At 68.6% G+C, this 25,827-nt stretch carries 21 protein-coding genes and 1 pseudogene; 10 read left to right on the top strand and 12 right to left on the bottom strand.

The window, feature by feature from the left end; genetic code table 11:
• Nucleotides 1-1,601 precede the first annotated feature (1,601 nt).
• Nucleotides 1,602-1,910: a hypothetical protein gene (locus ACZ4Z3_RS36600; protein WP_468505096.1), complete on the top strand. Its 309-nt coding sequence runs from the start codon at nt 1,602-1,604 to the stop codon at nt 1,908-1,910.
• 710 nt (nt 1,911-2,620) lie between these two features.
• Here the strand turns inward: ACZ4Z3_RS36600 and ACZ4Z3_RS36605 are convergent.
• From ACZ4Z3_RS36605 to ACZ4Z3_RS36615, 3 genes are all read right to left on the bottom strand, one after another.
• A complete protein-coding gene (locus ACZ4Z3_RS36605; RefSeq protein WP_468505097.1) occupies nt 2,621-3,025 on the bottom strand; it encodes a hypothetical protein in 405 nt (134 codons plus the stop codon).
• Between the two features lie 254 nt (nt 3,026-3,279).
• Nucleotides 3,280-3,615: a hypothetical protein gene (locus ACZ4Z3_RS36610; RefSeq protein ID WP_468505098.1), complete on the bottom strand. Its 336-nt coding sequence runs from the start codon at nt 3,613-3,615 to the stop codon at nt 3,280-3,282.
• An 862-nt stretch (nt 3,616-4,477) separates the two neighbouring features.
• Nucleotides 4,478-4,636, bottom strand: coding sequence for a hypothetical protein (locus ACZ4Z3_RS36615; RefSeq protein ID WP_468505099.1), 159 nt, complete (start codon nt 4,634-4,636; stop codon nt 4,478-4,480).
• A gap of 186 nt (nt 4,637-4,822) precedes the next feature.
• Here ACZ4Z3_RS36615 and ACZ4Z3_RS36620 point away from each other — a divergent pair, with 186 nt between their 5' ends.
• Genes ACZ4Z3_RS36620 through ACZ4Z3_RS36630 form a run of 3 tightly spaced genes read left to right on the top strand, consistent with a single transcriptional unit; the run spans nt 4,823 to nt 6,767 of the window.
• Nucleotides 4,823-5,071 (top strand): hypothetical protein, encoded by a 249-nt coding sequence (locus ACZ4Z3_RS36620; protein ID WP_468505100.1) that lies wholly within the window; start codon nt 4,823-4,825, stop codon nt 5,069-5,071.
• Complete coding sequence (locus tag ACZ4Z3_RS36625) at nt 5,068-5,643, top strand: RNA polymerase sigma factor (RefSeq protein ID WP_468505101.1); 576 nt, start codon at nt 5,068-5,070, stop codon at nt 5,641-5,643. The genes ACZ4Z3_RS36620 and ACZ4Z3_RS36625 overlap by 4 nt, the downstream gene beginning before the upstream one ends.
• Entirely contained in the window at nt 5,640-6,767 is a 1,128-nt protein-coding gene (locus tag ACZ4Z3_RS36630) for a pentapeptide repeat-containing protein (protein ID WP_468505102.1), read from the top strand. Before ACZ4Z3_RS36625 ends, ACZ4Z3_RS36630 begins: the two co-directional genes overlap by 4 nt.
• A gap of 269 nt (nt 6,768-7,036) precedes the next feature.
• On the opposite strand, the gene ACZ4Z3_RS36635 is transcribed toward ACZ4Z3_RS36630, so the two are convergent.
• On the bottom strand, nt 7,037-8,053 hold the full coding sequence (locus ACZ4Z3_RS36635) for a hypothetical protein (protein WP_468505103.1): 1,017 nt from the start codon (nt 8,051-8,053) through the stop codon (nt 7,037-7,039).
• Nucleotides 8,054-8,088: 35 nt separating this feature from the next.
• Nucleotides 8,089-9,012, bottom strand: a complete 924-nt coding sequence (locus ACZ4Z3_RS36640) for a hypothetical protein (protein WP_468505104.1) — start codon at nt 9,010-9,012, stop codon at nt 8,089-8,091.
• A gap of 113 nt (nt 9,013-9,125) precedes the next feature.
• Between ACZ4Z3_RS36640 and ACZ4Z3_RS36645 the strand changes: the two genes are divergently transcribed.
• Both ACZ4Z3_RS36645 and ACZ4Z3_RS36650 read left to right on the top strand, forming a co-directional pair.
• A complete protein-coding gene (locus tag ACZ4Z3_RS36645; protein ID WP_468505105.1) occupies nt 9,126-9,278 on the top strand; it encodes a hypothetical protein in 153 nt (50 codons plus the stop codon).
• A gap of 420 nt (nt 9,279-9,698) precedes the next feature.
• Complete coding sequence (locus tag ACZ4Z3_RS36650; protein ID WP_468505106.1) at nt 9,699-9,995, top strand: hypothetical protein; 297 nt, start codon at nt 9,699-9,701, stop codon at nt 9,993-9,995.
• 124 nt (nt 9,996-10,119) lie between these two features.
• On the opposite strand, the gene ACZ4Z3_RS36655 is transcribed toward ACZ4Z3_RS36650, so the two are convergent.
• A complete protein-coding gene (locus ACZ4Z3_RS36655) occupies nt 10,120-12,378 on the bottom strand; it encodes an outer membrane protein assembly factor BamB family protein (RefSeq protein ID WP_468505107.1) in 2,259 nt (752 codons plus the stop codon).
• A 396-nt stretch (nt 12,379-12,774) separates the two neighbouring features.
• Between ACZ4Z3_RS36655 and ACZ4Z3_RS36660 the strand changes: the two are divergent.
• Both ACZ4Z3_RS36660 and ACZ4Z3_RS36665 read left to right on the top strand, forming a co-directional pair.
• Nucleotides 12,775-12,958 (top strand): annotated as a pseudogene (locus tag ACZ4Z3_RS36660) (glutathionylspermidine synthase family protein); the annotation flags it as partial.
• An 828-nt stretch (nt 12,959-13,786) separates the two neighbouring features.
• Nucleotides 13,787-14,002 carry a hypothetical protein gene (locus ACZ4Z3_RS36665; protein ID WP_468505108.1) on the top strand — a complete coding sequence of 72 codons (216 nt, stop codon included), beginning with the start codon at nt 13,787-13,789 and terminating at the stop codon, nt 14,000-14,002.
• Nucleotides 14,003-14,853: 851 nt separating this feature from the next.
• On the opposite strand, the gene ACZ4Z3_RS36670 is transcribed toward ACZ4Z3_RS36665, so the two are convergent.
• Entirely contained in the window at nt 14,854-15,333 is a 480-nt protein-coding gene (locus ACZ4Z3_RS36670) for a hypothetical protein (protein ID WP_468505109.1), read from the bottom strand.
• A 93-nt stretch (nt 15,334-15,426) separates the two neighbouring features.
• Between ACZ4Z3_RS36670 and ACZ4Z3_RS36675 the strand changes: the two genes are divergently transcribed.
• Nucleotides 15,427-16,362 carry a hypothetical protein gene (locus ACZ4Z3_RS36675; RefSeq protein ID WP_468505110.1) on the top strand — a complete coding sequence of 312 codons (936 nt, stop codon included), beginning with the start codon at nt 15,427-15,429 and terminating at the stop codon, nt 16,360-16,362.
• Nucleotides 16,362-18,977, top strand: coding sequence for a helicase associated domain-containing protein (locus ACZ4Z3_RS36680; RefSeq protein ID WP_468505111.1), 2,616 nt, complete (start codon nt 16,362-16,364; stop codon nt 18,975-18,977). Before ACZ4Z3_RS36675 ends, ACZ4Z3_RS36680 begins: the two co-directional genes overlap by 1 nt.
• A gap of 143 nt (nt 18,978-19,120) precedes the next feature.
• On the opposite strand, the gene ACZ4Z3_RS36685 is transcribed toward ACZ4Z3_RS36680, so the two are convergent.
• The 5 genes from ACZ4Z3_RS36685 to ACZ4Z3_RS36705 form a co-directional block, all read right to left on the bottom strand.
• Nucleotides 19,121-19,810 carry a helix-turn-helix domain-containing protein gene (locus ACZ4Z3_RS36685; RefSeq protein ID WP_468505112.1) on the bottom strand — a complete coding sequence of 230 codons (690 nt, stop codon included), beginning with the start codon at nt 19,808-19,810 and terminating at the stop codon, nt 19,121-19,123.
• A 71-nt stretch (nt 19,811-19,881) separates the two neighbouring features.
• A complete protein-coding gene (locus ACZ4Z3_RS36690) occupies nt 19,882-20,283 on the bottom strand; it encodes a hypothetical protein (protein ID WP_468505113.1) in 402 nt (133 codons plus the stop codon).
• A gap of 2,533 nt (nt 20,284-22,816) precedes the next feature.
• A complete protein-coding gene (locus ACZ4Z3_RS36695) occupies nt 22,817-23,734 on the bottom strand; it encodes a nucleotidyl transferase AbiEii/AbiGii toxin family protein (RefSeq protein WP_468505114.1) in 918 nt (305 codons plus the stop codon).
• 58 nt (nt 23,735-23,792) lie between these two features.
• Nucleotides 23,793-24,887, bottom strand: coding sequence for a type IV toxin-antitoxin system AbiEi family antitoxin domain-containing protein (locus ACZ4Z3_RS36700; protein WP_468505115.1), 1,095 nt, complete (start codon nt 24,885-24,887; stop codon nt 23,793-23,795).
• Between the two features lie 241 nt (nt 24,888-25,128).
• Nucleotides 25,129-25,590 carry a hypothetical protein gene (locus ACZ4Z3_RS36705; RefSeq protein ID WP_468505116.1) on the bottom strand — a complete coding sequence of 154 codons (462 nt, stop codon included), beginning with the start codon at nt 25,588-25,590 and terminating at the stop codon, nt 25,129-25,131.
• Between the last annotated feature and the right edge of the window lie 237 nt (nt 25,591-25,827).

The raw sequence follows: 25,827 nt of genomic DNA on the forward strand, positions 1-25,827 counted from the left end.
CCCGCGGAGCGGGTCCCTCCGGGCTGCGCCCGGAGCAAGCGAAGCCCGGCGCTGCGCGCCGGGCCGTGACGTTCCGTCACGGCGTCCTGCTCCGCAGGACGTTGGCCGCTGCGCGGCCATGCCCCTCTCCGCTTCGCTCCGAGGGGCTCGCCTGCCCTACAGGCAGTCGGCGCGGTCCGCTGCGCTCCCCGCGCCAAATGCTCCGCTGCGCTGCGCATTTGGGCCCCCGTACCGGGGGCCTGGCGGTCCGCTCGCTGCGCTCGGGACCGAGCCCGCTACGCGGGCAGCTGGCTACCAGGGAGGATGGCCGGGGCGGGCCCAACCCGCGCCGGTGGCCCCGAGGTTGGGCACGAGGAGTGATGCAGCATGTACCGTTGGCGGATCCGGGCCACCCCCTGCAATCACTTCGGATACCGGGTAGGATCCCGAACCACTCTCCCCCCCTCCCAGAGCAATCCAGCCCAACCCGTGACGCAGCGCCACCCGCTCTGAGCTGCACGGACGCTGGCCCGAGGCGTGGCAGAGCGCGGGAGCGGGAGTGACTCCAGGCCCGAACTGACGGACCGTCACGAAGCGGGGGCGAATACCGAAGGTCGCAACAAAACCCGAACCAGGGAATCGTGACCCTGCATCAAAAACACGGCCCAGACAAACTCTGGAACCAGCACACAGCACCACCACGGAATACACGAGAATACTTCATGCCGAAACCCGAAAGGTCACCCGACTTTCACAGGAAAGGGAAATGCAGCGCGCGGAACGCGCGAACCTGCCTTACAGCCTGCCTGTCGGGTGGCCACCCAACTGGCTGCGCCCTCCCATGCCCTTGGGCGCCCCTGCGTCGCCGAGGTGGTCGGCGGCGCTTCAACGTCACACGCGCCCCATAACAAAGACGTGAGGGCCTACCGGAGCTGTTCGCCAGGCTTCGCCAGGGGAGCCGCGTTGGAGCGCCAGGGCCGACCGAGTAGGTATGCCGAGGAAGTCGCAGCTCGGCGGTATCGAATACGGCCCGTGTGGGTGCCATGGTCACCCCACGTGCCAGCCCTGGGCCGCCCACCCTGCACAACCCGTGTGACCAGGAACACTCACGCCTGAAACGGCCAGGTCAGAGCCAGTTGCGGGGCTAACCACCACACCAAAGACACTGGCGCCGCCCTGTCCGGGCCTCCCCGATCCGCCTCAAGGGCTGGGGAGTTCATGAATTCCCACGCTCCACAGCCCGTGTACTACACAGCACGCGGCCCCGCCGACGCGCCCGAAGGGGACCGCCGGGCGCCCGATCCACCGAAGCGCTCGGTGGGCACCGGTACCGGTCTCCCCCGTTGTTCCGCCTTTTTCTTTTGTGCTGGTCAGAGAGCTGTAGCGAAAGCCAAGACTGTAAAAGCGCAGGTCAGCCCATTTGCATGGATCAAAAAAAATGGTGTATACGGGTCTTGGGCCCGCCTCTCCTCCCCAAAGGAGAGTTGGGCCTTCGTCCTGTCCGGACCCGGGTGACTCCTCCGAAGGGGTGGACCGGGCCCGAGGTGGGCCCGGGAGGTGTGGGGCCTGCCCGCTGGATGTGGAGTCGAGACGAGCAGGCCCCCGGACCCAAGGGGCCCTGTGTGAACGTAATTGCCGACCTTGCGACTGTCCTGGTGGTCTCGGCCGGGATCGCGATCGGTGTCCTGGTCTACCGCTGGACGGAACCCGCGCCGAACGCCGCCGTTCAGACCCTCAAGGGTGAACGGCTCGGCTGGGCTGCCGGAGCGGCGGCCGCCGTCATCGTCGTCGGCGGCTTCCTCATGGGGGGCATCACTGTGGAGACCCCGCCGGGTGCGCCGACGGCCGAAGTCTCGTCCACCCCGACCACCCCTTCGGGCCCGCCCTCCGAGAGCGGGAAGTCACCCCACGGGGCCCATGAGCGTCGGTAGCCCCACGCCCATGGGCCCAATTCGGGGGGCGCCTGCCGTTAAGCCAGCGCCCCCGAATCCGTGTCGGCCGGGAGACAAAGCAGGCGTCGGAGCCGGGCGTACCGCAAGTCGCAGGGCATCTGTCGCGCCGACAACCCGACCCACAGGACAGGCCACACGACAGCGGGGTTGCGCCGTCACAGCCCGTGCAAATGCTGCGCGGCCCCCTGGGAGCGGGGTCGCGTCCTGGGGCACGCCCTGGGTCGCGCCGTGGGTCGCGTCCTGAGTCCCGTCCTGGGTCGCATCGGGCGGTGCCGCGCGAGGGCCTTCGGTATGCGGCCTGACCAGGGAGACAAGGGGCGGCGCATGGCCGGTTGCGGCGCCGACTACTTCCCCTGGGAGCCCTTCTGCGGGCAGCACCGGCCCGGCCGGCGCGCTCCGCTCGGGCCTGGGCAGCGCTGCCCCGAGCCGCGGTCGCGGTGACCGCCGCCGGCGTCCTGGTCGCCTCCGCGATCGGGCTGCTCACCCTCACTCAAGCCGGTGAAGGCGGAGGCGCCGCCGACCCCGGCGTCACGGTGTCGCCGTCAGAACGTTGACGTGCCGTCGCCGCGGCGACGCTGAACACGGCGGCCTCAAGGGCCTCTTGCCGTCTACAACCCACCTGGCACGCATGCGGCCATATGGCTGGACGGCCCTGGGTAGCCCAGGGCCGTCCAGCTTCGTACACGGTCCTACGACACGGACCACATGCCGGGCATCCATGACGCGATCTCCGGCGTCGCCAACGCCTTCAACCTGCGCCACGTGAACACCCACACGTCGAGGTTCGATCCCTCGATGCCACAGGCGCGCAGGAACGCGATGAAGCGGTCGTACTCCGGCAGCGTGGTACCGCGCAGCATGTCGCTGACACTGCTACGCCGCAGCTTGCCCCCGCTTCGTACTTCCAGCGTTCGCAGGGACGGCTCGCCTGCCCAAAGGTGCACTGCCCTTAGCGCCTGCGTCAGCTCCTCCGGATTCGATACCCGGATCGGATCCGGCTGGCCGAACTGCGGCACCGGTTGAGAGCTCCTGATCCGGTGTCGCACCTGCGGCGCGGTGGGGTCCTGGAACAGCGCCGCCTCCGCGTCCGCCATCCGCGCCCTCTCCGCTCTGGCTGCCCGCCAACGCCTCAAGACTCGGTCCCGCGTACGGGCGTCCAGCTCCGCCCCCGTGAGGAGGCGATGCAGCAATTGCTCTGAGGGAAGGCTCCTGCCAACAAGTACCTCGCTGAGCGCGGCCCTAGGAATCCCGGATCGCTCAGCGAGACTCCTCGTCGAGAACTGGCCGCCCTCCTGTTCCGCGATCGCCGCCCGAAGCACCATGGCGAACTCCTCGCGTGCGGCTGAACTCACAGGGCATCACCCTGACGAGGGCGGAGGCGGCGAAAACCGCTCCCGATGTCTTTCCCCAGGGCAGCGAGCACGGCCACGATGCCGGCCGCGACCACATTGGCAACGACTTCGGCCCAGAACCCGGTATCCCACAGCCAGACCAGACCACTCACCGCGACGACGGCACCCACTACTTGCAGGGCCGACACCGTCTGAAGGAACCCGCGTACGGCGTCGAGGCCCCGGCGGAAACCGAACCCTCGTGAGACGCCGGCTGTGACCACACACCCGGAAGCGGCGGGGAGGACCGGCTGGAGCACCCAGCCTCTGCCCAGCACAAAACGCCAGAACATGCACCACTCCTCGTGGAGTCTTCCATCCATAGCCCGGACGGATGTTGAAAAGGGGGAAGGGGTTTCGCAGACCCCTGACGCTGCGTCACCGCCGCGTGTTCCTGAAGCTTGGACCGCTTCCCTGAGCAGCACAACTACCGCCTTAAATAGGGGCAGTTGGGCGCCTATTCTTACCAAGAAGGTAATTACTAGCAATAAGCAGCAAAACCTAGCTAGTACCCATGAAGCCAACAAAGGGGACGTCCGCGAGCGTCCTGCGTCTGTCCGGAAGTGTCCGAGCCGAGCAAGGAGGTAGCCCAATCGGGTCATGACGAACTGCCTGGTCACCCTGGCGTACCGCGGACTCGGCGTCCGGGAGCGTCCGGCACTGTCCGGCAGTGTCCGAGAGAGACCTCCATCCACGGGAATGGGGCGCATATTGGCTTTCGAGCCCCTCCTCATAGCCCGGACGGACTCGCGGGATCGCGTTCGCAGCACGATCCCAAATGTGACCCAGATCACAGGCGGGCCCGTGTCTTCGGACGCGGGTCTGCTCTCGTTTTGGGGAGAGACGCCCGCCAAGTGGCCTGGCAGGCGCTGACAAACCTCTTCCGCCCATGCCGAATGCTGCACGGACACCTTGTCCCGTCCGCGCGCGGCCCCGCCGACGCGCGAGCATAGCGGCCGGCGCCAGATCCCCCGAAGCGCTCCCCGCGTCCCGCCCGCTTCCCTCCACCCTTCTTCTTCCAGGCCGGGGCGGTCGTGGGGTGCTCTGAGGGGGATGTCAGCAACCCGACCACGCTCTACGGGTCCCTGATCAGGGGTGATGGGGAAGCTCGCTACCAGGCCGCGCAACATCCACCGCAACCCCTTGGCGCAACGTCTACCGCAACACCCGGCGCAACAACGCCATCGGCACCGCCCCTCTGCCTCCCCGCTCCATCGCCCGGACGCTCCAGCGGCCGGCCAGCGCGGAGGCGCCGCCGCTCGCCTTGCTCCTGGTGGTGATTGTGGCCGCCTCCTCGTACGCGTAGGACCACAAGCCCGCCGCATCCCGACCGTTAAGAGCCCTCGTCCCGCCGGACGGACAGCGCAGCGCCGGGCTGCTCCGCTCAAAGCTCGCCGGAAAAGATTTCCGTCCCCGAGTTCACGATCAAGGCTCTTCCGGCCCCTTAGTTCACGACCGGCCCCGAGGCCGGCCCGTATGAGGAAGAGGGGGAACCTTCCGATGGACCCGACCACCACCGCCATCCTCGTCTCGATCGTCATCGCCAAGACCTTCGCGCTGCTGGCACTCTGGCTGCGCCTGCGCTGGAGGGCACGCCGCGACGAGGACCGGCACCACTACCTTCTCGGTATCGCCGAGAGGACAGCGGCCGGCGGCCGGGTCGAGCTGGACGACCAGCACGAGGACGGCCACCGCCTGCGCGTGACGATCATCCGTACTCCGGTCCACGGGGAGGACCCGGCATCGTGAACATCCATGACCCGGCTGAGGGCAACGAGCGCCCAGCCACCGGACCCGCGACCGTCGGCCTACCGGGCCACCCCGACCGCGCCCGGCAGCAGACGGACGAGGAGTTCTCCGCCTTCTACCGCACACAGATCCGCCCCCTGGTGGGTTTCCTGGTCAACCTCGGTGCCGGCGTGCAGAGCGCCGCGGACATCGCCCAGGACGTCATGACCGACGCCTACCGGAACTGGACCGGCATCACCCACCCCAAGGCCTGGGTGCACACAGCCGCCTCCCGCGCTCTCGTCCGCAAGATCGCCTCCGTCGAAGAGCCCGTCGAAGACGTACCCGAACCCACCTCCCTGCTGCCCCGCCCCGACGCCATCACGGAATGGGAGACCCGCCACGACGGCCTTCTCCTCGTGCGCACACTGCCCCCGCGCCAGCGCCAGGTCCTGGCCTGGGCCCTGGCCGGCTTCACCCCCACCGACATCGCCGACCACCTCGGCCTGACCGGCGAAACCGTACGCGCCAACCTCAGAAAAGCCCGCCGAGCCCTCGCCGGCCGCCGCAACACACGGGAGGAGGAACAGTGACCGACCACCGAGCACACGACCCGCACGACCGGTCCGTGGACTACTGGCTGACCCAGCATCAGCAGGCCCTGAACAGCGCCCTGGACGACATCCTCGACACCGAAGCCGGACTCCGCGAAATCCTCATCCACTCCCACCACGACACCGCCGTCGACAACCTCGGCACCGTCCTCGACACCGAAGCCGGACTCGCCGCCATCCTCCCCCACACACCCCAGCCCCCCAGCCCCCTCGCCACACACGACACCCCCCACAACCACACCAGCACACACGAACTCCTCCACACCCTCAGCCCCACAGACCGCCTCACCATGCGCAACCACCCCAACGTCAAACAAGCCACCCGCGCCCTCGACCTCGACCTCGCCCACGTCCGCGACCGCGACCGCGACCGCGACCGCGCCAGCGACCTCGACCTCGCCCTCGATCTCGCCCTCGATCTCACCATCGCCCTCGACAGCGACCTCGACCTCGCCCGCGGCCTCGACAGCGACCTCGACCGCGACCGCACCCTCGCCATCGCCCTCGACAGCGCCCGCAACCTCGAGCGCGCCCTCGCCATCGCCCACGCCAGCGCCCGCGCCCGCCGCAGCACCCGCGGCCTCGCCCGTGCCAGCGCCCGCGCCCGCAACCTCGCCCGCGACCTCGACCGCGTCCGCGCCCTCGCCCGCAACCTCGACCGCGACCTCGCTATCGCCCTCGCCCGCGACAGCGACCTCGACCGCGCCATCGCCCTCGCCCGCGGCCTCGCCCGCGCCCGCGACCGCGCCCGCGACCTCGACCACGCCCTCGACACTGACCGCGACCTCGCACGCACCGTCATCGATATCCGGGCCGCCGAGGTCCGCAGGGCCATCGGCCTGGCGCTTCACCGGGACACCCCCGAACTCGACGCGAGCTCGGTGCACACGCTCCTGGACGACTTCACCACCGCCGACCTGAGCAACGCCGACCTCACCGGCACGGACCTCAGCGGAGTCCGCTGGTCGGAACACGGCACACAATGGCCCCCAGTCGTCGACATCGAAGACCTCAAGACCCGATCCGACGAAACCTCACCCGGCAGCGGAACCTGGACCATCCGCTCCGGCACCGCAACCGTCCGCGACCTCGCCGAACTATGACCCTTGCAACTCGCAGAACCTGGCGGCCTCCATCCGGCGGCACTCCTCTTCCCACTCAAGCCGGACGCGCTCGAGTTCGGCATCTTCGGCCTTGCGCCGGGCGTCGGGGCGCACCGAGTCGGCGCGGAAGTCGTCGGGGTTGTCAAGCGCGTCCGCGAGGGAGTCAAACAGAGGCTGGCGAAATCTCGGCGCGGCCTCACCGCCCGTCCGGCGGCCGATTGAGTGATCCGCCTATGGCCCGCACACACCAGGGCGACGTCGCAGGCGGATTAGCAGGTGGGCAGTCCGAGTCCGCCGCGGTCGCCGCCAGCGAGCCAGATGACGGAGAGGTAGCCGGTACGCCCGTCGGGCGCGCGCAGCCGGTACCAGAGGGTGCTTTCGTCCAGGCCGGGGTTGTGGTCGTCGTCCGGGTTGCGGTCCTCACCGTTGGTGATGCGGTCTCCGGTCGTCTGGCACAAGGCCACGAGGCGGTCGCCGGTGGCGAGGTAGCCGGGGAGGTTGCAGGCCGGCTCGCGCTCGTCGCACTGCTTGACCGGGCGGGTGGACAGGTAGGCGGGATTGCGGGTGTCCTCGCGCATCTGGGTGGGCCCGTTGGTCACCTGGTTGTAGACCGTCACGGTGGTCTCCGCCGGCGTAGACGGCTCGGAGGTCGGCGTCGGGGCGGGAGCTGGCTTCGACGGTGACGCCGGCGGGGACGTCACGGGCGTGGACGGCTCTGGAGGTGCGTGGGTGACCGGTGGGTGGAGGTGTCCTCGCCGCATCTTGGACGGCTGGGTGGGTTCGGGGGCGGTGAGCAGTTCGTTGGTGAGGTCGTTGGTGCACTTGGGCTTGCGGACCTGCTGCTCGACGGGGATCTCGGCGGAGAAGACGTAGCCGCGGCGGCCCGGGTGGGGGGCGCCGGCGCCGGGGGTGACCAGGAACCAGCGTCGGTCGGTGTCCGCGCGGTCAGGGACGGGGCCGCTGTCGATCCAGCACTCCATGGTGACCACGGTGCCGTCGGGGAGGCGGTCGATGATGTCGCAGCCGGTGCTCTGCCCGGCGGCGGGCAGTCCGGGGCAGGAACGCAGGTTCACCGCTCCTGAGCCGTCGTGGGAGCGGATCACGCTGTCGCCGGAGTCGCGGGTCACCTGGGAGGCGGCCGCGACCTTCGCGCCGTCGGCTGGCGCCGGGGCGTCGTGGCGGTCGGCGGCGAGGTACCCGCCGGTGAGGACGGACACCACGACGATGGGGATGACGAACAGAGGGCGTATACCTCGGCGGGTGTGGGGTGCGGGGTCGACGGACAAGGCCAGCTCCTTCGCTGGTCGGGGTGCGTTTTCGATCAGGAAGCAGCGCAGGCGGGCAGGCTGGGCTTGCCGGTGTTGACGTACACGGCGGGCGCCCACTCGCCGGTGTCCATGAGGTACCAGATGCCGTCCCGGCCGCGCGGGCCGTTGTACTGGTCTCCCAGGTCGATGACGCGTCCGCCCGTGACCTGGCACTTCACCCGGATCGAGTTCGTGCGGTAGTACTGGTGGACGGACGTCGCGGTGACGCCCTTTTTGTAGGTGTCGTAGACCTTCACGATCGCCTGGGGGTCTTTGGGGTCGGGGTTGTTGTCGACGTCGTTCGACCACTCGATCGTCGCGGTGACGTAGGGCTGGTTCTCGGTGGTCCCGCCGCTCCCCGAGGAAGCCGTGCCGGTGGCACCGGAGGCGCTGCCCGACGTACTGCTCGAGGAGCCGGTGCTGCCCGTCGTGCCGGTCGAGGCGTTGCCCGTGACGCTCGTGCCGCCCGTGCCGCCGGTCGTCCCCGTCGAGGTGCCGCTGCTCGCACCGCCGGCTCCGCCGTCGTCGCCGCCCGTGTCCTCACCCTCGTTGGACCCGGTGCTGGCCTTCGCGCTGGAGGTGGGCGTGCCGCTGCGTGACCGTTTCCCGTCCGGCTCCGTCGCGGTGGGCGAAGACGTCCCGGTCCGGCTCGGGGAGGGGTCGGGTTTGCCGTCCGCGGCTTCCACCGCTCTGTCCTCGCCGCCGTCGTCCGCGGTGTCGACGAGCATGGAGCCGCCCGCGCTGACGGCCAGGACGAGCGCGACGGCCGCGGCGATGAGGAGCTTCCGCCGGCGCATCCAGTCCCAGGCCACCGACCGGCGGGAAGGTACGGGGGTCGCGCCGGAGACGTCGACGGCGGGCGGCTCGGCGCCGTCCGCGGACGGTGTGGACGGCTCGGCGGGAGGGAGCTCGGAGGGTTCGGCGCCGTCCGTGGACACCGCGGGCGCGGGCGTCTTGGCGGGGGGGAGGCGCGGGGAGCTTGCCGCCCAGGCGCACGAAGGCGCCCTTCCACACGGCGAGGATCTCGTCCAGGTGCTCGGCGAGCCCGGCCATGTCCTCGTTGTTCTCGTCGGAGTACCGGACGCAGATCCTCACGAGGAGGGAGACCTGCTTCCAGGACGGCTCCTTGGCCGTGGCGTCCATGAGCTTCGCGAACGTGGTCTGCGCGGGCGGGTCCTCGACGCCCAGTTCGTCCCGCGCGTAGGACTGCAGCTTCCTGTACGGCGGGCCGTAGTCCTTGTGGAACTTCTTCAGCCGCCCCCGGTACTTCACCCAGTCGTCGGCCTGGTCAAGATCATTACGTAACTGATCAAGCATCGTGCGGGAGCCTCCGTTGGACCCGGGCCGATCGGCCGTGCGTGGATCACGAATCATCCCAGGAACGGACACATGATCATTTCATGGGTCTGAACGCCCCTTCGCACCCCTTGGAAGGATCTTGTTCCCCTCCGTACCTGCACAGCGTTCCACCTGCGGGAACACAAAGGAACGCGTTCCGAACCGTCCCGATACAGGTGAACTCTGGAATGAACATTTGCCCCTCACTTGAATCAGCTCTGCCGCCACCCCAGCGGCGGAGCAACCGCCCCGGCGGCGCTCCCGGTTCAAGCAAGGAAGCGTGCTCATGCCTACTCCGACCACCGCCCTGCGAGAGGAGATCGCGCGCCTCGGGGGCGACGTCGAACGCCTCGAGCGCGAGGTCGCAACCCTGGAGCGCGAGGCCGAGCGCCTCCAGCGCCGGGCCCGGGTCCTGGCGATCTTCTTCGGCGTCCTGGTGGGCGTCGTCGGAGCGCTGGTCTCCATCCTGGTCTCCGGGCACTACGGAGCAACCGGTCTGGAAAGAGCCGCATACGGCGGCGCTACCCTCGTGGGCTTCTCCGGCCTCGTCCTCTACATCGAGGAGAAGCTCCGGCTCTTCTGACACAGCACTCACACCGCAGGGCCCCGGCCAGGACGTTCCGGCCGGGGCCTGCGGCGTGAGCCCACCAGATCTTCGTGGCGGGGATTGGGAGGTGCTGCTGCCCGACGCTTCACGTCAGGCTCGGTCAGGTTGGTGAACTTGACGGGGTTGGTGCTGGTTGTCGGAGGCCGTAGAGGTATCCGTCTGTGTCGAGGATGGTCAGCAGTGAGTCGGTCACAACGGGGCTACTCATGAGTGCTCCAGTGGTCTTCAAGGTCCACTGTGCCGTTCCGGTGCGGGGATCGAGAGCCAGCAGGTCGGACTCGCTGGTCGCGTATACGGTGCGCTCGGTGGCAACCGCGGGGGCTAAAACGGTGCCGGCAGTCGCACTTAGCCATCTGCGTTTCCCCGTGCCGGTGTCCAGGGCGTAGACCCCTGAGGCCGTACCAACATAGAGCAGGCCTGCGCGGGCAGCGGGGGAGCTGAAGACGCTGTGGTAGCTGTCCTCCAGGTCGAAGTTGCTGATCTCGGTGAGGAGCATGCCGCCCGTCTTCGTCTCCCACAACACGGTGCCCTTGTCGAGGGCGTAGGCGGTGACGACGCCCTCGGAGTCGGCGAGGAAGAGGCGGTTCTGGTAGACGGTGCCGGGCCAGTGCACGTAGGAAGCCGCCTGCTTGCGCCATACGGTCTCTCCGGTGAGGGTTTCGATGCACCTGATGTTCTGGATGTGGGGGGTTCCAGGAGTGCTCGCTGCAACCAGCAGTCGCCCGGGGCCAGCGTCCATGACGGGGGCGTCCTGCAGCGGTTGCTCCCACAGCGGCTTGCCGGTCTTGGCGGCGAACGCGTACAACACTCCGTTCCCGTCCCGAACCAGAACCGCCTCAGCCGTCACATGCACGGGGTCCTGCAGCCCGCCCCAATTCCCGACGGGGGCCCGCCACATCCGCTTTCCGTCCCGGGCCCGAACCGCGTGGAGGGTGATGTCCTCGCTCCGCGTCACGTACACGAGGTCTGCCGGGCCGGGCAGCGGGTTGCTGAACTCGTCGGCCGTCTTTCCGTACAGCCAGAGCTCCTTGCCGGTGCGTACGTCTTGTGCGCCCAGCTGTCCGGCAGCGGATTCGTCGTGGGGCGAGGTGGTGAAGACCATGCCGTTCTGCACGCGCAAGCGGCTCCGGTTGGTCGCGGCGTGGGTCTTCCAGCGCAGCTGTCCCGTGGAAGCATCCACCGCATATACCGTCCATCCGAGCCAGTCGTTCTGGCCGGAGCTCCCGTCGTCCCGGTAGTTGGAGCCCTCTACCGCGAGCACGACGCCCTCGTGCACGACGGGACGGATGAACAGTTGTCCCAGCGTGCGGTATGTCCAGGACCAGCTCGACAGTGGCTTCGGCGAAGGCTCCGCGTCCCGCTTTCCGTCGTCCTCCGGCTTCGCATAACGGTCGTAGGCGCCGTATCCGGTCCCTGCGGCGGCCAGGGCCGCCGCGGAACCGATCAGGAGGTTCCGGCGGCTGAGTCTGCGGCCGACGCTCTTCTTCGTGCTGGTCAGAAAGTTGTCTGGCCGTTCGGATGCGTTGTTCAGTCCTGCGTCGGCAGGATCCTCACCCAGGATGCGCGTCTGCTCACCGACCGTCCGGCTCAGTTGTTCGAGGTCGGTGGTGACGCCTTCCAGAAGGTCCTCAGAACGGCTGATGGCTGTCAGAACACCCTCGACATCCAGGCGTGAGTCGGGCTTGCGGGCCGAGCCGGAGGACAGAGTGAAGGCGATTTTGGCTCCTCGTGCGCGCAGATCCTCGACGTCCTCCTCCAGGCGGACGCGGATCTTCTGGGCGGTGTCGTGCAGTGACTGGGCTGAGGCCACTATGCGGTTGGCTCGCTCCAGATTCGCTCGCACTCGTATCTGCAACGCCCTCAGCTCTGGAGTGGGCATGTCGAGGAGCTCGATCTCGGCGAGAACTGCTTCCTCGCGGCCGTGCGGGGCCGGTCGGCTACCAGCCTGCTCCAGCTTGTGCTGCAGAGCCTGATAGAGGATCAGCAGGAATAGGGCCAGCTTCTCCGCCGAGGCCTTCGCCCGCTCGAGTTCGTTGATCGTCTTCAGCGCCTTGACCAGTTCCTCGCCCGTGGACGCCGCCTTTTCCACCTGCGCCGGCGGAGGCGGGACAACGACTGCGGACGCTGAGGCCGACGCATGGGCGGCCGCCTTGTGCCGCGAACGCGCGGCACGCATCCGCTCCGCCCGCTCCTGCGGCACCACCGTCAGCTCGACCAGCTTCTCGACGAAATCCAGCGGCGGCACCGCCTTGCCGCTGCAGAACTCGGAGATCCGTGCCCGGCTGTAGTGCAACGGTTCACTCAGACTCGCCAGGGTCTGGCGCGGCCTCGCCTGGTCCACCAGTTCCCGCAGCAGCATCGCGAGGTCCGCCGCCTCCTGGCTGCGGGCCTCGATCTGTCCCCACGGGCGCCCAGCACGTCCCCCCACTGCACCTCGTGGCATCCCCAACCCCCCGCTCTACCTGAGTTGTCCGGACTGTCACCGCTCTCACCAGCGCTGACACCTCACAGCCACTGATCAGCCATGTTGAACAACTTCGCGGTCAATCACTCTGGCACTCAGCGCACGGCAGCGGGTCGTGAACGGCACACCCAGGGGGCGTCCGGAATGAACGAATGCATGTACTGGCTGATCATCTCCGTCATCACCCTCCGGTTCTCGATCGCCATCGTTCAACCGGTCACCAAGATCGTGCTCGCCCGGACCGCCGACCGGCGTGTCATCCAGATGCGCCGGACCGAAGGCGACGTCGCCCAGTTCTTCTGGATGGAGGAACGCTTCCGGGGCGCCGACCAGTGGAAGTCCCTCCCCGCACGCCTCGTCGACGTCTCTTCCCACCTGGTAGCCCTCTCTGTTTCGCGTGCTCCGCCAGTGACGAACTCGGCGAGGACACCTGATGACGGTCGCCTCGGCGCCACGGTCGTCGGTATCGCCGGGGGCGGCGGAGGGGCGCGGAGGATCTCCGACCCATCGACCAGGCGGCTCTCAAGACGGCGCCGGGTGAGGGCGTCGCCCTGGTCCAGGGCCAGCGGGTACTTGGCGGGTCCTTGGGCGCCTTCTTCACGGTGGGCTCGGGCGGCCGTGGTGGTCTGCGGGCTGGTGCACTTGCAGAACGTCCTGGAGCCCCCTGGGCAGGACTGTGGGTGGTTGTCGGACGAGGGCCGGCCGCAGCCAAACAGGCTGTGGCGCCCCGAGTTTCGGGGCCCGGCACAGCAGTCGGAGGGGGCGCGCCGCGGAGTCGGTACAGTCCCGGTTTACAGTCGCTCTAAGCGGGGGCAACTGGCTCTGGTTTCCCAGGTCAAAGCGTTGCGTTGTGTGTTCGAACATCCTTCACGGCGGGCTCGTCCATTCACGGCGGGCACGGAAATCCGCAAGTGCACCACGAAGCACGCCGATCCGGGTCGCCGACGCCGGGCGTGTACAAAGGAAGCACCAGAGCAGGGCATTGGTCTATACCACCATCGCCCGATGAGGGAAAGCGCGAAACGCGCTGAGGGAACGGCCGGCAGGCCGGTTCAGTCCGCGCGGAATGCACCACCAGTACGGTTCCTGAAGGAAGTCGGGGGCACGCGGCTGTCAACCACGAGCCCCCGACCCCAGTACCGGGACCTTGTCTGCTCGGGAGTCTTTGGCGGATCAACCAGCAGACAGGGTCCCCCCTTGAGCCGCTAGGGGGCCCACCCATGAAGGTACACAACCTGCGTGATCATCTCGCAGTCTTGGGACGTCAGTGGCTGACGAGGACGTCTGCGGGAGGTGGGCGAGCGTGAACGCGCAGCCCTCCACCAGCACGCCGACCGCGGTCAAAGTGATGGCCGTCATCATCGCCGTACTGACCGGTCTTGTCGTCGCCCTCGTCGCCGGAATCATCGGCACCGCGATCGGCATTGGCCTCGCCACTGCCCTGGGCTGGGGCGGTGCCGGATTCGTCACGGCCACCACCCTCGTGCTCGTCATCGAACAGGCACTCAATCTCCTGTGAACGTGGGAGCCCGCCCACGCGCACACGGATACATGATCGACGCGCCATGGACAGAGACCGTCATCGGAAATCCAGCACGGGGTGCCGCCCCACGGCGTGCAGCGGCCCCGTGGTCTCGAAGAAGACCACGGGGCCGCGCTGGCGGATCAGTAGACGAGCGCCAAGACTTGGACAAGGGTCGACGGTCGGTCAGAAGGCAGTACGGCGGCCGAGGGCCGGGCGAGGTGCTCGGCGACGCGATCGTCGGCGTCGGCGAGGCAGATGAGCCCGCGCATGATCTCCGACCTGTCGACGGGACGGCCCGCGCGGCGGCACAGCGTGAGCGCTAGATGGTCGAGCGTGAGGGCGCCGTCCTGTCCTGGACAGCGTGTAATTGCTGGGCTTGGCCGCAGCCAGCTGCGCGGGCACGGCCGCCGTTCTGCCGTCATCAGGCCGCTGGTCAACGGTTTCGGTGGTGAAGCGGCCGGAGAAGTAGCCCTTCTTCTTGGCGTTCATGCTGCGGGGGCCTCCGGGAGGTAGCCGGTCCTTCACGCCCTTCGCGGAACATGCGCGCGACGTCGGACTTCGGTTCGTACTGGGCGATGGCCTGGCCCTTGTTCGTGACGGGCGCAAGCCAGGCGAGGGGCCCCGCGACACCGGCGGAGCCTGCACGAGCAGCACTGAACGGATTCCTTCTCCCCGCACCACCCGGGCTTGTGAAAGAGCCATGATCTCAGCCGAGATAAGCAATCCCGAGAATATAAAAAGGAGAGAGTTTATGAAATTACTCGGTGGAATAATTCTCTGCAAGATCACTGGCCCCTGCCGAGGGCGTGCAGGCCCGCGGTGTGCGCAGCGGAACGGGTCGGTCGTCATGCCGCAGTTGCTGCGCCATCCGCTCCGAAGACTTCGTCGAAGTGGTGGGCTTGCTCGGTGCGCACCAGGTGGAAGGACCCGCTGCGGTGGCGTAAGGCGTGGGCTGCGTAGTGGACGATCTCGGCCGGGGTGAGGACTTTGAGGTCGCCGAAGACGTAGTACAGCGGGGTCGGGGCGTGGGCGGCGGTGAAGAAGAGGCCGGCGTTGACGGTGTCGGTGCTGATTGCGTAGCGGTCGGTGTCGGTGCTGGGCATGCGGTCTTTTGCGTCGATGGTGATCAGGTCGCTGCCGCGGGCGGCGATCAGGTCGGGGAAGTGCCGCAAGGCGGAGCGGGTGCGGCGCAGGGCGGCGCGTACGGCGGGCGGGTAGGTGCCCTGTCCGCAGGGGTGGACGGTCCAGCCGCGTGCTTGCAGAGCGGCCGCTACACGGTGTTCGTGCGCATCGCCTACCGCCTTGCGGTCCTGCCACTGCCTCACCGCTGTGCCCCCTCGAGTAAGTCCAGCAACCCACATTCGTAATACGAAGTGTTCACTATTCGTACTACCCATCCGGTGGCTACGATGCCCCTCATGGCGGCATACGTTGACCCACGCTTTCGTCCCACGCTCTGGCCGGGAACTCCTGTGCCCGCACCGGAGTTGAGGCCCGTGCGCGGGGCGCGGGCCGACGGCGAATGGATCGTCTGGGAGCCCCATCTGCGATCCGAGGGAGAGGCCGTTGCGCTGCCGGAGGACTTCTACCTGCGTGAATTCATGGAACTCGACCCTGCGGATCTCGACGCCGTGGCCGGCGTGATGCGCGCCTACGGATCGCTGGGCGGCAGCATCACGACCGGTGGCTGGGGCGAAGAGGAGTACGAGCGGCTCAGGGAACTCACCGAGCGCGAACACCCGGTCTGCGGGCCGTTCTCCCTGCACGGCGAACTGGCCGCCCTCTACGTGACGCAGGCTCAGGCGGCGATCACCACCTGGGTGGCCCTGCGGCGAGAGGGCGGCCTCGACGCGCTCGTCGAAGCCGAGGTCTCCGAGGAACAACTGGCCCAGTGGCAGTCCGACAACACGGACGGGGACAAGGTGTGGCCGCGCGACCTGGACCATATGCGGGAGATCGTCCTCGGAATGAGGATCAGCGGCCTGGTGGATGAACTGAACGCCGCACTCAGGCCTTTCAGTATCGGCATCGGCAGCCTGACGGACCGCTACCCCAGCATCCTCTCGGTCGTCTTCCTCCAGCTGTACAACCACCTCGCCGAAGACGCCACGATCCGCGAATGCGCGAACGAGACCTGCCGTCGCAGCTTCGTACGCCAGCGCGGCCGCGCCGAGTACGGGCAGAACCGCACCAGCGGCATCAAGTACTGCACCCGCGAGTGCGCCCGCGCCCAGGCGCAGCGTGAACTGCGCCGGCGCCGCAGACAGCAGACCCTGCCGCTCCAGCAGCCGCTGGCCGAGAAGCCGACGCCGCAGGACGGCCCGGAGCCCGTCGGCCAGGCGGGAGGCGCGTGATGATCAGCCTGCGGGAACACCAGGCGGAGGCCGTCTCGCGGATCCGCAAGTGGGCGGGCTTCCCCCTACGGTCGTCCGCGCCCGCCCAGGGGTTGCGTGGAACGGTGGTCTCCGCGACCGGCTCCGGAAAGACGATCACGGCCGCGTGGGCCGCGCTGGAGTGCTTCCGTGGCGGGCGGATCCTCGTCATGGTCCCCACCCTCGACCTGCTCGTGCAGACCGCCCAGGCGTGGCGCAGGGTGGGCCACACGGGGCCGATGATCGCGGTGTGCTCGCTGGAGAAGGACGACGTCCTGGAGCGGCTCGGTGTGCGGACCAGCACGAACGCGATCCAGCTGGCGCTGTGGGCGGGCAAGGGGCCGGCAGTGGTCTTCGCGACGTACGCCTCGCTCGTGGACCGGGAGGATCCCGAGGATGTGACGGGCCGGGCGAAGGTGCGCGGGCCGCTGGAGGCAGCTCTGGCGGGCGGGGAGCGGCTGTACGGACAGTCGATGGCCCCGTTCGACCTCGCCGTCGTCGACGAAGCCCACTCAACCGCCGGTGATCTCGGGCGGCCGTGGGCGGCTGTCCACGACAACACCCGCATCCCGGCGGACTTCCGGCTCTACCTCACCGCCACCCCCCGCATCCTCGCCCCGCCGCGCCCGCAGCGCGGCCGGGACGGGCAGGAGCTGGAGATCGCCACCATGGCGTCCGACCCGGACGGCCCGTACGGCGAGTGGATCTACGAACTCGGACTGTCCGAGGCGATCGAGCGCGGCATCCTCGCCGGGTTCGAGATCGACGTGCTGGAGATCCGCGACCCCTCCCCCGTCCTCGGAGAGTCCGAGGAGGCGCAGCGGGGCCGACGGCTGGCGCTGCTGCAGACGGCGCTCCTGGAGCACGCCGCCGCGCTGAACCTGCGTACGGTCATGACCTTCCACCAGCGGGTGGAGGAGGCGATGGCGTTCGCGGAGAAGATGCCGCAGACGGCGGCTGAGCTGTACGCGGCCAAGGTCTCCGAGGAGGCCCTGGCCGGTGCGGACGCCCTGCCTAGGTCGTCGATCGACGCGAAGTTCTACGAGCTGGATGCCAGCCGCCACGTCCCCCCGGACCGCGTCTGGTCGGCATGGCTGTGCGGTGACCACCTCGTCGCCGAACGACGAAAAATCCTGCGGCAGTTCGCCAACGGCATCGACGCCGCCGGCCGACGCGTACACCGGGCCTTCCTCGCCTCCGTCCGGGTGCTCGGCGAAGGCGTCGACATCGTCGGCGAGCGGGGCGTGGAGGCGGTGTGCTTCGCCGACACCCGCGGCTCCCAGGTGGAGATCGTGCAGAACATCGGCCGCGCCCTGCGCCCGAACCCCGACGGCACGGCCAAGACCGCCAGGATCATCGTGCCCGTCTTCCTCCAGCCCGGCGAGGACCCGACCGACATGGTCGCTTCCGCCTCGTTCGCACCCCTGGTAGCCGTCCTCCAGGGCCTGCGCTCGCATTCGGAACGCCTCGTCGAGCAGCTCGCCAGCCGGGCGCGGAGCAGCGGGCAGCGGCACGTGCACGTGAAGCGGGACGAGGACGGGCGCATCATCGGCACCACGGCCGAAGGCGAGGGCGGGCAAGACGAGACCGAGGGCCCGGTGGAGTCAGCGCTGCTGCACTTCTCCACCCCGAGGGACGCAGCGACGATCGCCGCTTTCCTGCGCACCCGCGTCTACCGGCCCGAGTCCCTGGTCTGGCTGGAGGGCTATCAAGCCCTGCTGCGCTGGCGCCAGCAGAACGAGATCACCGGGCTGTACGCCGTCCCGTACGACACCGAGACCGAAGCCGGAGCCACCAAGGCGTTCCCCCTGGGACGCTGGGTCCACCAGCAACGGCGCACCCACCGCGCCGGTGAACTCGACGACCACCGCAAGGAACTCCTCGACGAAGCCGGGATGGTGTGGGAACCCGGCGAAGAAGCCTGGGAGACCAAACTCGCCGTACTGCGCTCCTACAGGCGGGCGCACGGCCACCTCGCCCCCAGACGCGACGCCGTATGGGGCAACGCCGACAGTGAACTGGTACCGGTCGGGGAGCACATGGCCAACCTCCGCCGCAAAGACGGCCTCGGCAAGAACCCCGCCCGCGCCGCGGTACGGGCGGCCCAGCTGACCGCGATCGACCTCGACTGGAACTGCCCCTGGTCACTGGACTGGCAACGCCACTACGCCGTACTCCGTGACCTCGCCGCCGACGAACCCGACGGCCGGCTCGCGCACATCGCCCCCGGTGTGCTCTTCGAAGGCGACGATCTCGGGAGATGGCTCCGACGGCAGTCCCGCGACTGGGCGGAACTCTCCGAGGAGCAGCGGCGCAGGCTGTCCGAGCTGGGTATCACGGCCGCCGTTCCGAGCCCGGCGGCCACAAGCCGTGGGCCGACGTCGGCCTTCCAACGCGGTCTGGCAGCCCTGGCCCAGTACGTCGCCCGTGAGGGTCGTTCCACGGTGAGAAGGTCGCACCGGGAGACGATCACTGACGACGGCCAGGAGGCCGAATTCGCCTTGGGCGTCTGGTGTGCCAACCAGAAGCAGCGGCGGGACAAGCTCACTCAAGAGCAGCGGGCGGCGCTCCGGGAGCTCGGCATCGAATGGGCTTGACGCCCCGGTGCCGCGGCCCGGCGGGCTGACGGGTGGCTCCTTCAACGCGCCGCTTGGTCCACAAAGCCGTAGCCCCAGGATGCTTTGAGGGCCCCGGCCGCTGGATGCGGCCGGGGCCCTCAAGGCCCGCGGATGGGTGGGGATCAGTCCTCCCGCCGTACGATGGTGCGCATCGAGCGGGTGCGGCGGATGCGCCTGCTGTTGGCGTTCTGCAGGGCCTTGGCCGCGATCTTCTGGCGCATCTCGGTGGCCTTGAGGACGAGGCGGGCCTCGAGCCATTCGTGGTACTCGGGGTCGCCGGGGTGCATCTCGAGACCGGCGAGGATGCCCTTGAGCGCGTTCTCGGTCGGCAGGATCTTGGCGGTGAGGACGTCGGAGATCGTGGTCCGCGCGACGGGCTGGTGGGCCTTCGCGGCGCGGTGGACCATCAGGTCGTAGGAGGGGTCGCCCCTCCACATCCGCAGGTCACGCAGACCGATCGCGCAGTCCTCCAGGCTGAGGACGGACTTGGGCATCATGCGCCGGTAGGCGGCGCGCTGGGCGGGGTCGGCGGGAAGGCCGGCCGCGCGGCGCTGGCGCTCGGTGGCGCACATCTCCCACTGCGGGCGCCATTCGTTGGGGTCCTCACCGAAGGCGGTGAGGTACTGCACCGTCGTCGCCCATGGGGGGCACGTCTTGCCGTTGGTGACGCGGGAGAGCGTCGCCGGGGACAGGCCGGTGATCCTGGAGAGGTCCGTGAGCCTGACGTCGCTGGGCCTGAGCTGGTCGAGCTGCCAGGCGAGGCGGCCGAGCTTGTCGGTAGGGGTGGCGTTCTCGCGCCTGGGTCGTGCCATGGTCATCCTCCCTTGAACCGGGTGCCCGAAAGGGGAGGCGCATGGTGTGCGCCTCCCCTCTTGGACACGTCTCAGTTCGCCCCGCCGGGCTGCTCGTCGGCCTGGGCCGGGGCGGACGGGGGGACGCGGCGCTGGGGCTCGGCCGCCGGGAGCTGCTCGGTGAGCTGCTTGTCCTTCCGCTTCTTACGGCGGTCGGCGAGGACCAGGGCGGTGATCGTGGCGGCGCCGACCTTGCCGGCGGCCACCGTGACGGCCATGGCCGTGTACTCCGGGTACCCGTGCTGGATCAGCCCGAGGGTGGACAGGCCGGCGAGGGCCGCGGAGCTGAGCGTGATGCCGATCTTGGTGATGATGCCCGTGGGCATGGTGCTACGGATACGGCTGAAGCCGTAGCCCGCGTGCGCGGGTGCGTCGATGACGCAGCCCGCGCCGGCGGCCGAAACGGGCTGGTTACCGTTCCAGTTGACCTTCATGGGATCCCTTCCCCTGAGACGCCTACTTTGTGTGTGACCCGGACGATCCCGTCCGTTTTCCTTTCGGGCACGGGTTTGCCCTCCCGTACCCGAAGGCAGAATCGCACGGCCTCCTATAACTCGACAAGTTCCTGATCGAGGAGCTATGCAATAACGCTTAAGTTGATCTTCGAAACCCCGATGACCTTGCCAATTGATGGCCAAAGCTTTTCCCGTGATCGCCCGGTCGGCGGAGGCCGGGGAGGGCACACAGGCACCCATTTGACTGCACCATACACGCAGGTCAGAGCGACGCACGGAAGCGACGGTTCCACATTTCGGCCCACTTTATTGACCCGCAGTAAAGCAGCGTTCGACGCGACCGAAAGGGGGCAAGTAAGCAGCGCATAAGGAAAGTGGTGCAGTTTAACTCCGCCACCCGCCGCCCCCTGGACGGCCTTTTCTCCTCTCACCGTGCACCGCCCATCGCTACATCTCCTCTCTTAAATAGAGCCCCTTTACGCGGAGTGTCAGAGCGTGGATTTTTTCACGGAACAACGAACCTGGAAAAAACAGAAAATCGCAGGTCGACGAGTTTTTGCGCCCGGTTTTTTTTCAGCCCGTTCGGCGCGGATCGGATGGGCCGCCTGCGCTTGCTTTAGTAGGGGTCGGTCAGGGACTCTGTTGGCCACGGACCGGCAGAGGTGGCCACCTCCGCAAGGTCCGCCCCTGAGGCGCCTTACTTTGACCCGGACAGGCGCCCGTCCACCTGGCCATTGCCCTGGCCACGGTCGCGGTGCGCAGGCCTGCTTGCGTGCCGCCCCGACGTAGAAACAACCGTTAGAGCAGCAGTGATCCGACCGGTAACGCCGGCGGCTGAGCGCAGCAAGGGAGGAACGATGGCGCACGTGGCACCACCAACACCACTGCTCCTGTTCGCACTGATTCCCGTGGTCTGCGCCGCTTTTGCCGTATCGCGTCCACCGGCAGTAGCCGCACTCTCCCGCTCCACACGCCGGCCGGCTTCAGTCCCCGGCTGGTCAGGACCTGGACGGCAGCGCCGCAGCTGGCCCGCGCAACTGCACCCCGGCAGCGGTCCACGCCAGCGCCCCCGCAGGCCTTGACCGCCACTGAGAGCATCCTGCTGAACGGCTTCCGGGCTGCCCTGCAAAAGGGCAGCCTCCACCGCGCCGCCTTGCCAGACCGGACAACTGCCGCCCGCCAACAACCGGTGCGCATAGCCCGAGGACAGGCAGGACGCGGCACTATCGCAGTCGACGGCCAAGCCTGAATGCCCGCCTGACCGGCCCGAACCTGCACAGCCGGTCCTGACCCAGGGGGTCCGCACAGAGCGCCCTTGGTCAGCCCGCTTCCGTGCGTGATGCCCAGTTTGCTGCACCACACAGGCCAGCTGCGGCAGCCGCCAAGAGCCTGCCTCGCCGCCTGTCATCCGCAAGCGCCGACCGGCGTCAACGCACCCTGGCGAACGCTTGGCCTGTATAGCGGGCCGCTCTACAGGGCCGCCTGCCGGATTGCTCCCAGGTCCTCACCGGCTGCGGCAGGCACCTGCCAGGCAACTCACGTGCGTACATGGGGCCCTACCGGATAACCCAAGCCCAGCCGTGGTGACGGCCCTGCGCCCCAGACCGGACGCAATGCACCCAGGCCAGCAGGCGCCCGCAACGCCGATCCGCCCGCGGCGGTGGACAGTGCCACCAAGCGGCGAGGCCCGTACTGCTCACGGAACAGGCCCGCAGAGCCGCGGGAAAGCAGCCAGCAGCCTGCGCCAGGTATCCCTCTCGAAGCACCAGCTCTGCCGGCACCGGCCCGCTCTCCCGCCAACCAGCCCGCCGCTCATAACGGCGCAGACGGTACACACAGCACCGCAATCAGAGGCCTGGCACCTGTCTGCCAGGCCTGCTGCACGTCTGTGCTCGGGCGCTGCCCTGCTTGCAGACCACCGCAGCCGGCTTCCTTCCGTGCCGCATTAGCCACCGCGGCGTGAACAGCAGCTGGATGTTACTGCGGAAGCCCGGCACATCTCGCGACCGCCAGAAGCTCTGCCGAAGCATCCTGTGGTCTTCGTCCCGGTACAGGCGACGTGCTCTGACGCCAACAACCGACCGCGGCCACCCGCAGCCTGCGTGCACGGCCACCGCCACAGAGCGAACCTGCAAGGCCACTGGTGAGGCATCCCAAGGCGCTGGCCTGGCCAGCCCTCCTCGCAGGGAGCACCAGCTCTGCTGGCGGCTCCCAGCAGTCTTGCCGGACACTGCGAAATACTCCCAACCAAGCAACCCAGAGCAGCAGACGCAGGGGGCTTATCACGGTGGACCAGCCCCGACATGCGTGACAGAAGACTGCCCGCCTGCTGCGCTCTCGTGCCCAGCCAGAGTGGTTTTTTTCACGGGATTCGGGCAGATCCGATACGTTCCGCTGCGTCCGGACAGTAAGCGGCGGCATCGGCCACTGGTGCTGAGGCACGCTGCTGCGGTGACGGCTTCGCAGGTCGGTGCAGGCGAAGCGTCTGCACCACGCCGCACGGAGCGGGAGCTCAGCCGGCGTTCTGCCACCGGCGGGCAGCCGGGTCCCAGCTGCCGGTGGCGTCGGCACCCAGCAGAGGGGTGAGGAAAGCATCCGCGGCGGTGGCTGCGGCTTCCCAGGTGTCGCACCCGTCCAGGCCCGTCACATCAACAGCCGCTCGTGGATAGCCCCTTCTCCAGGACTCGTGCGGCATCTCGAAGGCCTGAGGCAGCCGGAGCTGGGCGCCGCCGACTGCGCGCCGGGCAGCCTCGGTGCGCAGCGCGTGCTGGGCCTGGGCAGCGTCGACCGTCTCCCGCTGGCTGATCAGCAGCAGGTCCGCCAAGTCACGGAACCGGCTGGAGGCGACGGTGCCCCGCCACTCGTACATGGCACAGATCTTGTCGGCCATGTGGTCGACCACGGGATACAGCCGGATGTCGGGCCAGTCCACGGGCCACGGCATCGGGACAGCAGGTTCGAGGCGGGTGACCTCAGGGACACCGGTGGGGGCTCTGCCGACCACGAGGTCGACGTGGATGCTGTCAGACTTGCGGATGCCCAGGCGCACGTCGAAGCTCTGGCGCGCCCCGCCGATCTCGTCACCGTGCGGTTCCAGACGGGTGGGGACGAACGTGAGGTGGTCGTTCAGGTCCAGGGCAGCCGCCTCCCGCAGCGCCTGCACCGCTTCGTCAATGCCGACGCTGCTGTCGGCACACTGAATGTCGATGTCCTTGCTCAGACGTGCGTCGGTCGAGTAGCGCAGCAGCAGCGCCTGGCCGCCCTTGATCATCCAGCCGGACGGGTCCGCGACGAACACCCGGGCAGCGAGCCGCTGGAAGAAGAAGGCACGCCGCAGAGCACCGGCGTCGTTGGCCTTCTTGGCCTGGCGCTTGGCGTAGGTCTTCAGCGCAGTATCGAGCGCCCCCGGGGTGGCATAGCCGCTGCTCATCAAGCTCCAAGGTGGGTATCGTCGAGGTGGGCAGGCCCAGCGCCTGGCAGCGTGTTTGTCAGCCGCTTTCGTCCGTCTCCGCCTGCATCGGTTGGTCGGCCAGCAGGCGCAGGGACTTCAGCGCGGTGTCGGAGTTGGCAAGGACTTCCCGCACCGTGTCCGCCCTGCCGGCGAGTGAGCCGAGGGCGCTGTGACGGACGGCTGCGTTCTTCATCAGCTGCTCCAGCGCGAGGGGCCTCGTCAGTGCGGCACGCATGTGCGCTTCGCGCGCGGCCGCGTCTTTGAGTGCCTGCAGCCGGTTCGGCCGCGACGCCAGGGCGGACAGCGCGTTCTGCCCGGTGACGGCTCTGAGCGAGGACAGTGCCGACAGTGCCGCCGACTGTCTGCTCGTCCTCCTGGCCAGCTGGTCCAGCATGCCCGGGTGGGATGCCAGGGTTTCGAGCGCCGTGACGGCCGAGGCGAAACCCGCGGCGGCGGCCTGCTCGGTCTCCCGGCTGCGCAGGGTGCGCCCGGCCTGGTCGCACAGGGCGCGCAGCAGGTCCTCGCCCGACGCCCCGGCCGGCAGACCGTAGGCGCGTGCATAGGGGGCAACGCGCGCGGCCAGGCGCTCAAGCGCCACGACACCCCGAAGATCGGCATCGGCGATGACGGTGCCGACATGGGCACCGTCGGACCGGGAGCGCAGCAGGTCGGTGATGGTCCGCTCCACGGTGGTGACCGGCAGCCCGTCCACCACCGTGATGTCCTCGGCCTCCAGCGCCAGCAGATGCAGGGCGACGCCCTCGTCACGGGTGGTACGCCGCACCGGAACGGTGAGCTCCACCCTGTCGGTGGGAAGATCCCCCAGACCGTGCAGCTCACAGGCGGAGGCATGCGAGACCACACCGGAGCGCTTGTCCCCCGCCTTGCGCTGCCAAGCCGGGGTCCTTGGATCCAGCCGCAGCCAGGCAACCTTGGTCTCCAGGTGTTCCGGCGGGGCCGCGGCAGCGAGCAGGTACACCCCCCGGCCGACGTTCTCCAGCAGGCCGGCTCGCTCCAGCCGCAGCAGATCCACACCGTGCACACCGTCCAGCTTCGCTTGGGCAGCGGTTACCAGCCCCCACTGGTCGGAGGCCCTCTCCCCCAGCCTTCTCAGCGCGTCAGCACGATCCATACAGCAATTATTACATGCGAGCGCAGCGTTGTTTACAGCAATTCGGTAATTTTCGCTGTACCGACTGAGCGTTCAGAGGGTAACTTTCGCTGCCAGCAAGACAACCCCTTCCCGGATCGGCATGGCGCATCGCCTTCACCGTCGCCGATTTCTCCGACTTCACGATCCCGTGGCGGGTGACCGGGCGGCATTCGCACGCAGCGGTCCGGCTGGCGGTCACGGTGGGCGCGGGCACGGCAGGTCAGCGGGCCGGTGAGAGGGCGATGACCGCTGTCAGGGCGGCCCCCGTCACGGCGATGCCCAGGTGGAGCGCCGTCCAGATGTAGTGCAGGCGGACCCGGTGCAGCCAGGGGTGCTTGCTGATGTGGCTGTCGCGTGCGGCCTGGTTGTCGGCTTCCAGTCCGATGCCGGGGTACAGGGCGTCGAATCGGCGGCGTATGAGTTCTGCCTTGTGCAAGTGCAGTCCGTAGCGCTCGCGGTACTTCATGCTCGCCACAGTTCCGTACAGCCCCAGCAAGGTCAGTCCCAGCGACACCGCGAAGGTCGAACGGTCCGTGACGCCCTGCTGGACGACGAGGCCGACGGACGCCGACGTCACAATCAGCACAATGTTGGTCATGGTGGCCCGCTGGTTCTCCGTCTGGCGGGCCTGAGCGCGCTGTTCCAGCCAGAACTGGAGCAACACGTCCTGTTCATCGGCCATCCGAACCTCCCCCTCGGCGCGGCCGGCCCCAGCGGCCGGCGAACACACCACCAGAGGACTACCCGTCCGGGCACCATCACGGTGACCTTGGACCTGCGCACCGCGTCCGGCAGGACCGATCCTGGAACCGGCTGTCAGCCATCCGGCCGGGACATGGGACGCGGCGCCAGCATCGCGTCGTAGCTCCGGACCTCGCGGCGCTCGCGCCAGTCCCACTCCACGCACCCGGGCCCGTCA

This window comes from Streptomyces sp. NPDC030296 (assembly GCF_055572815.1).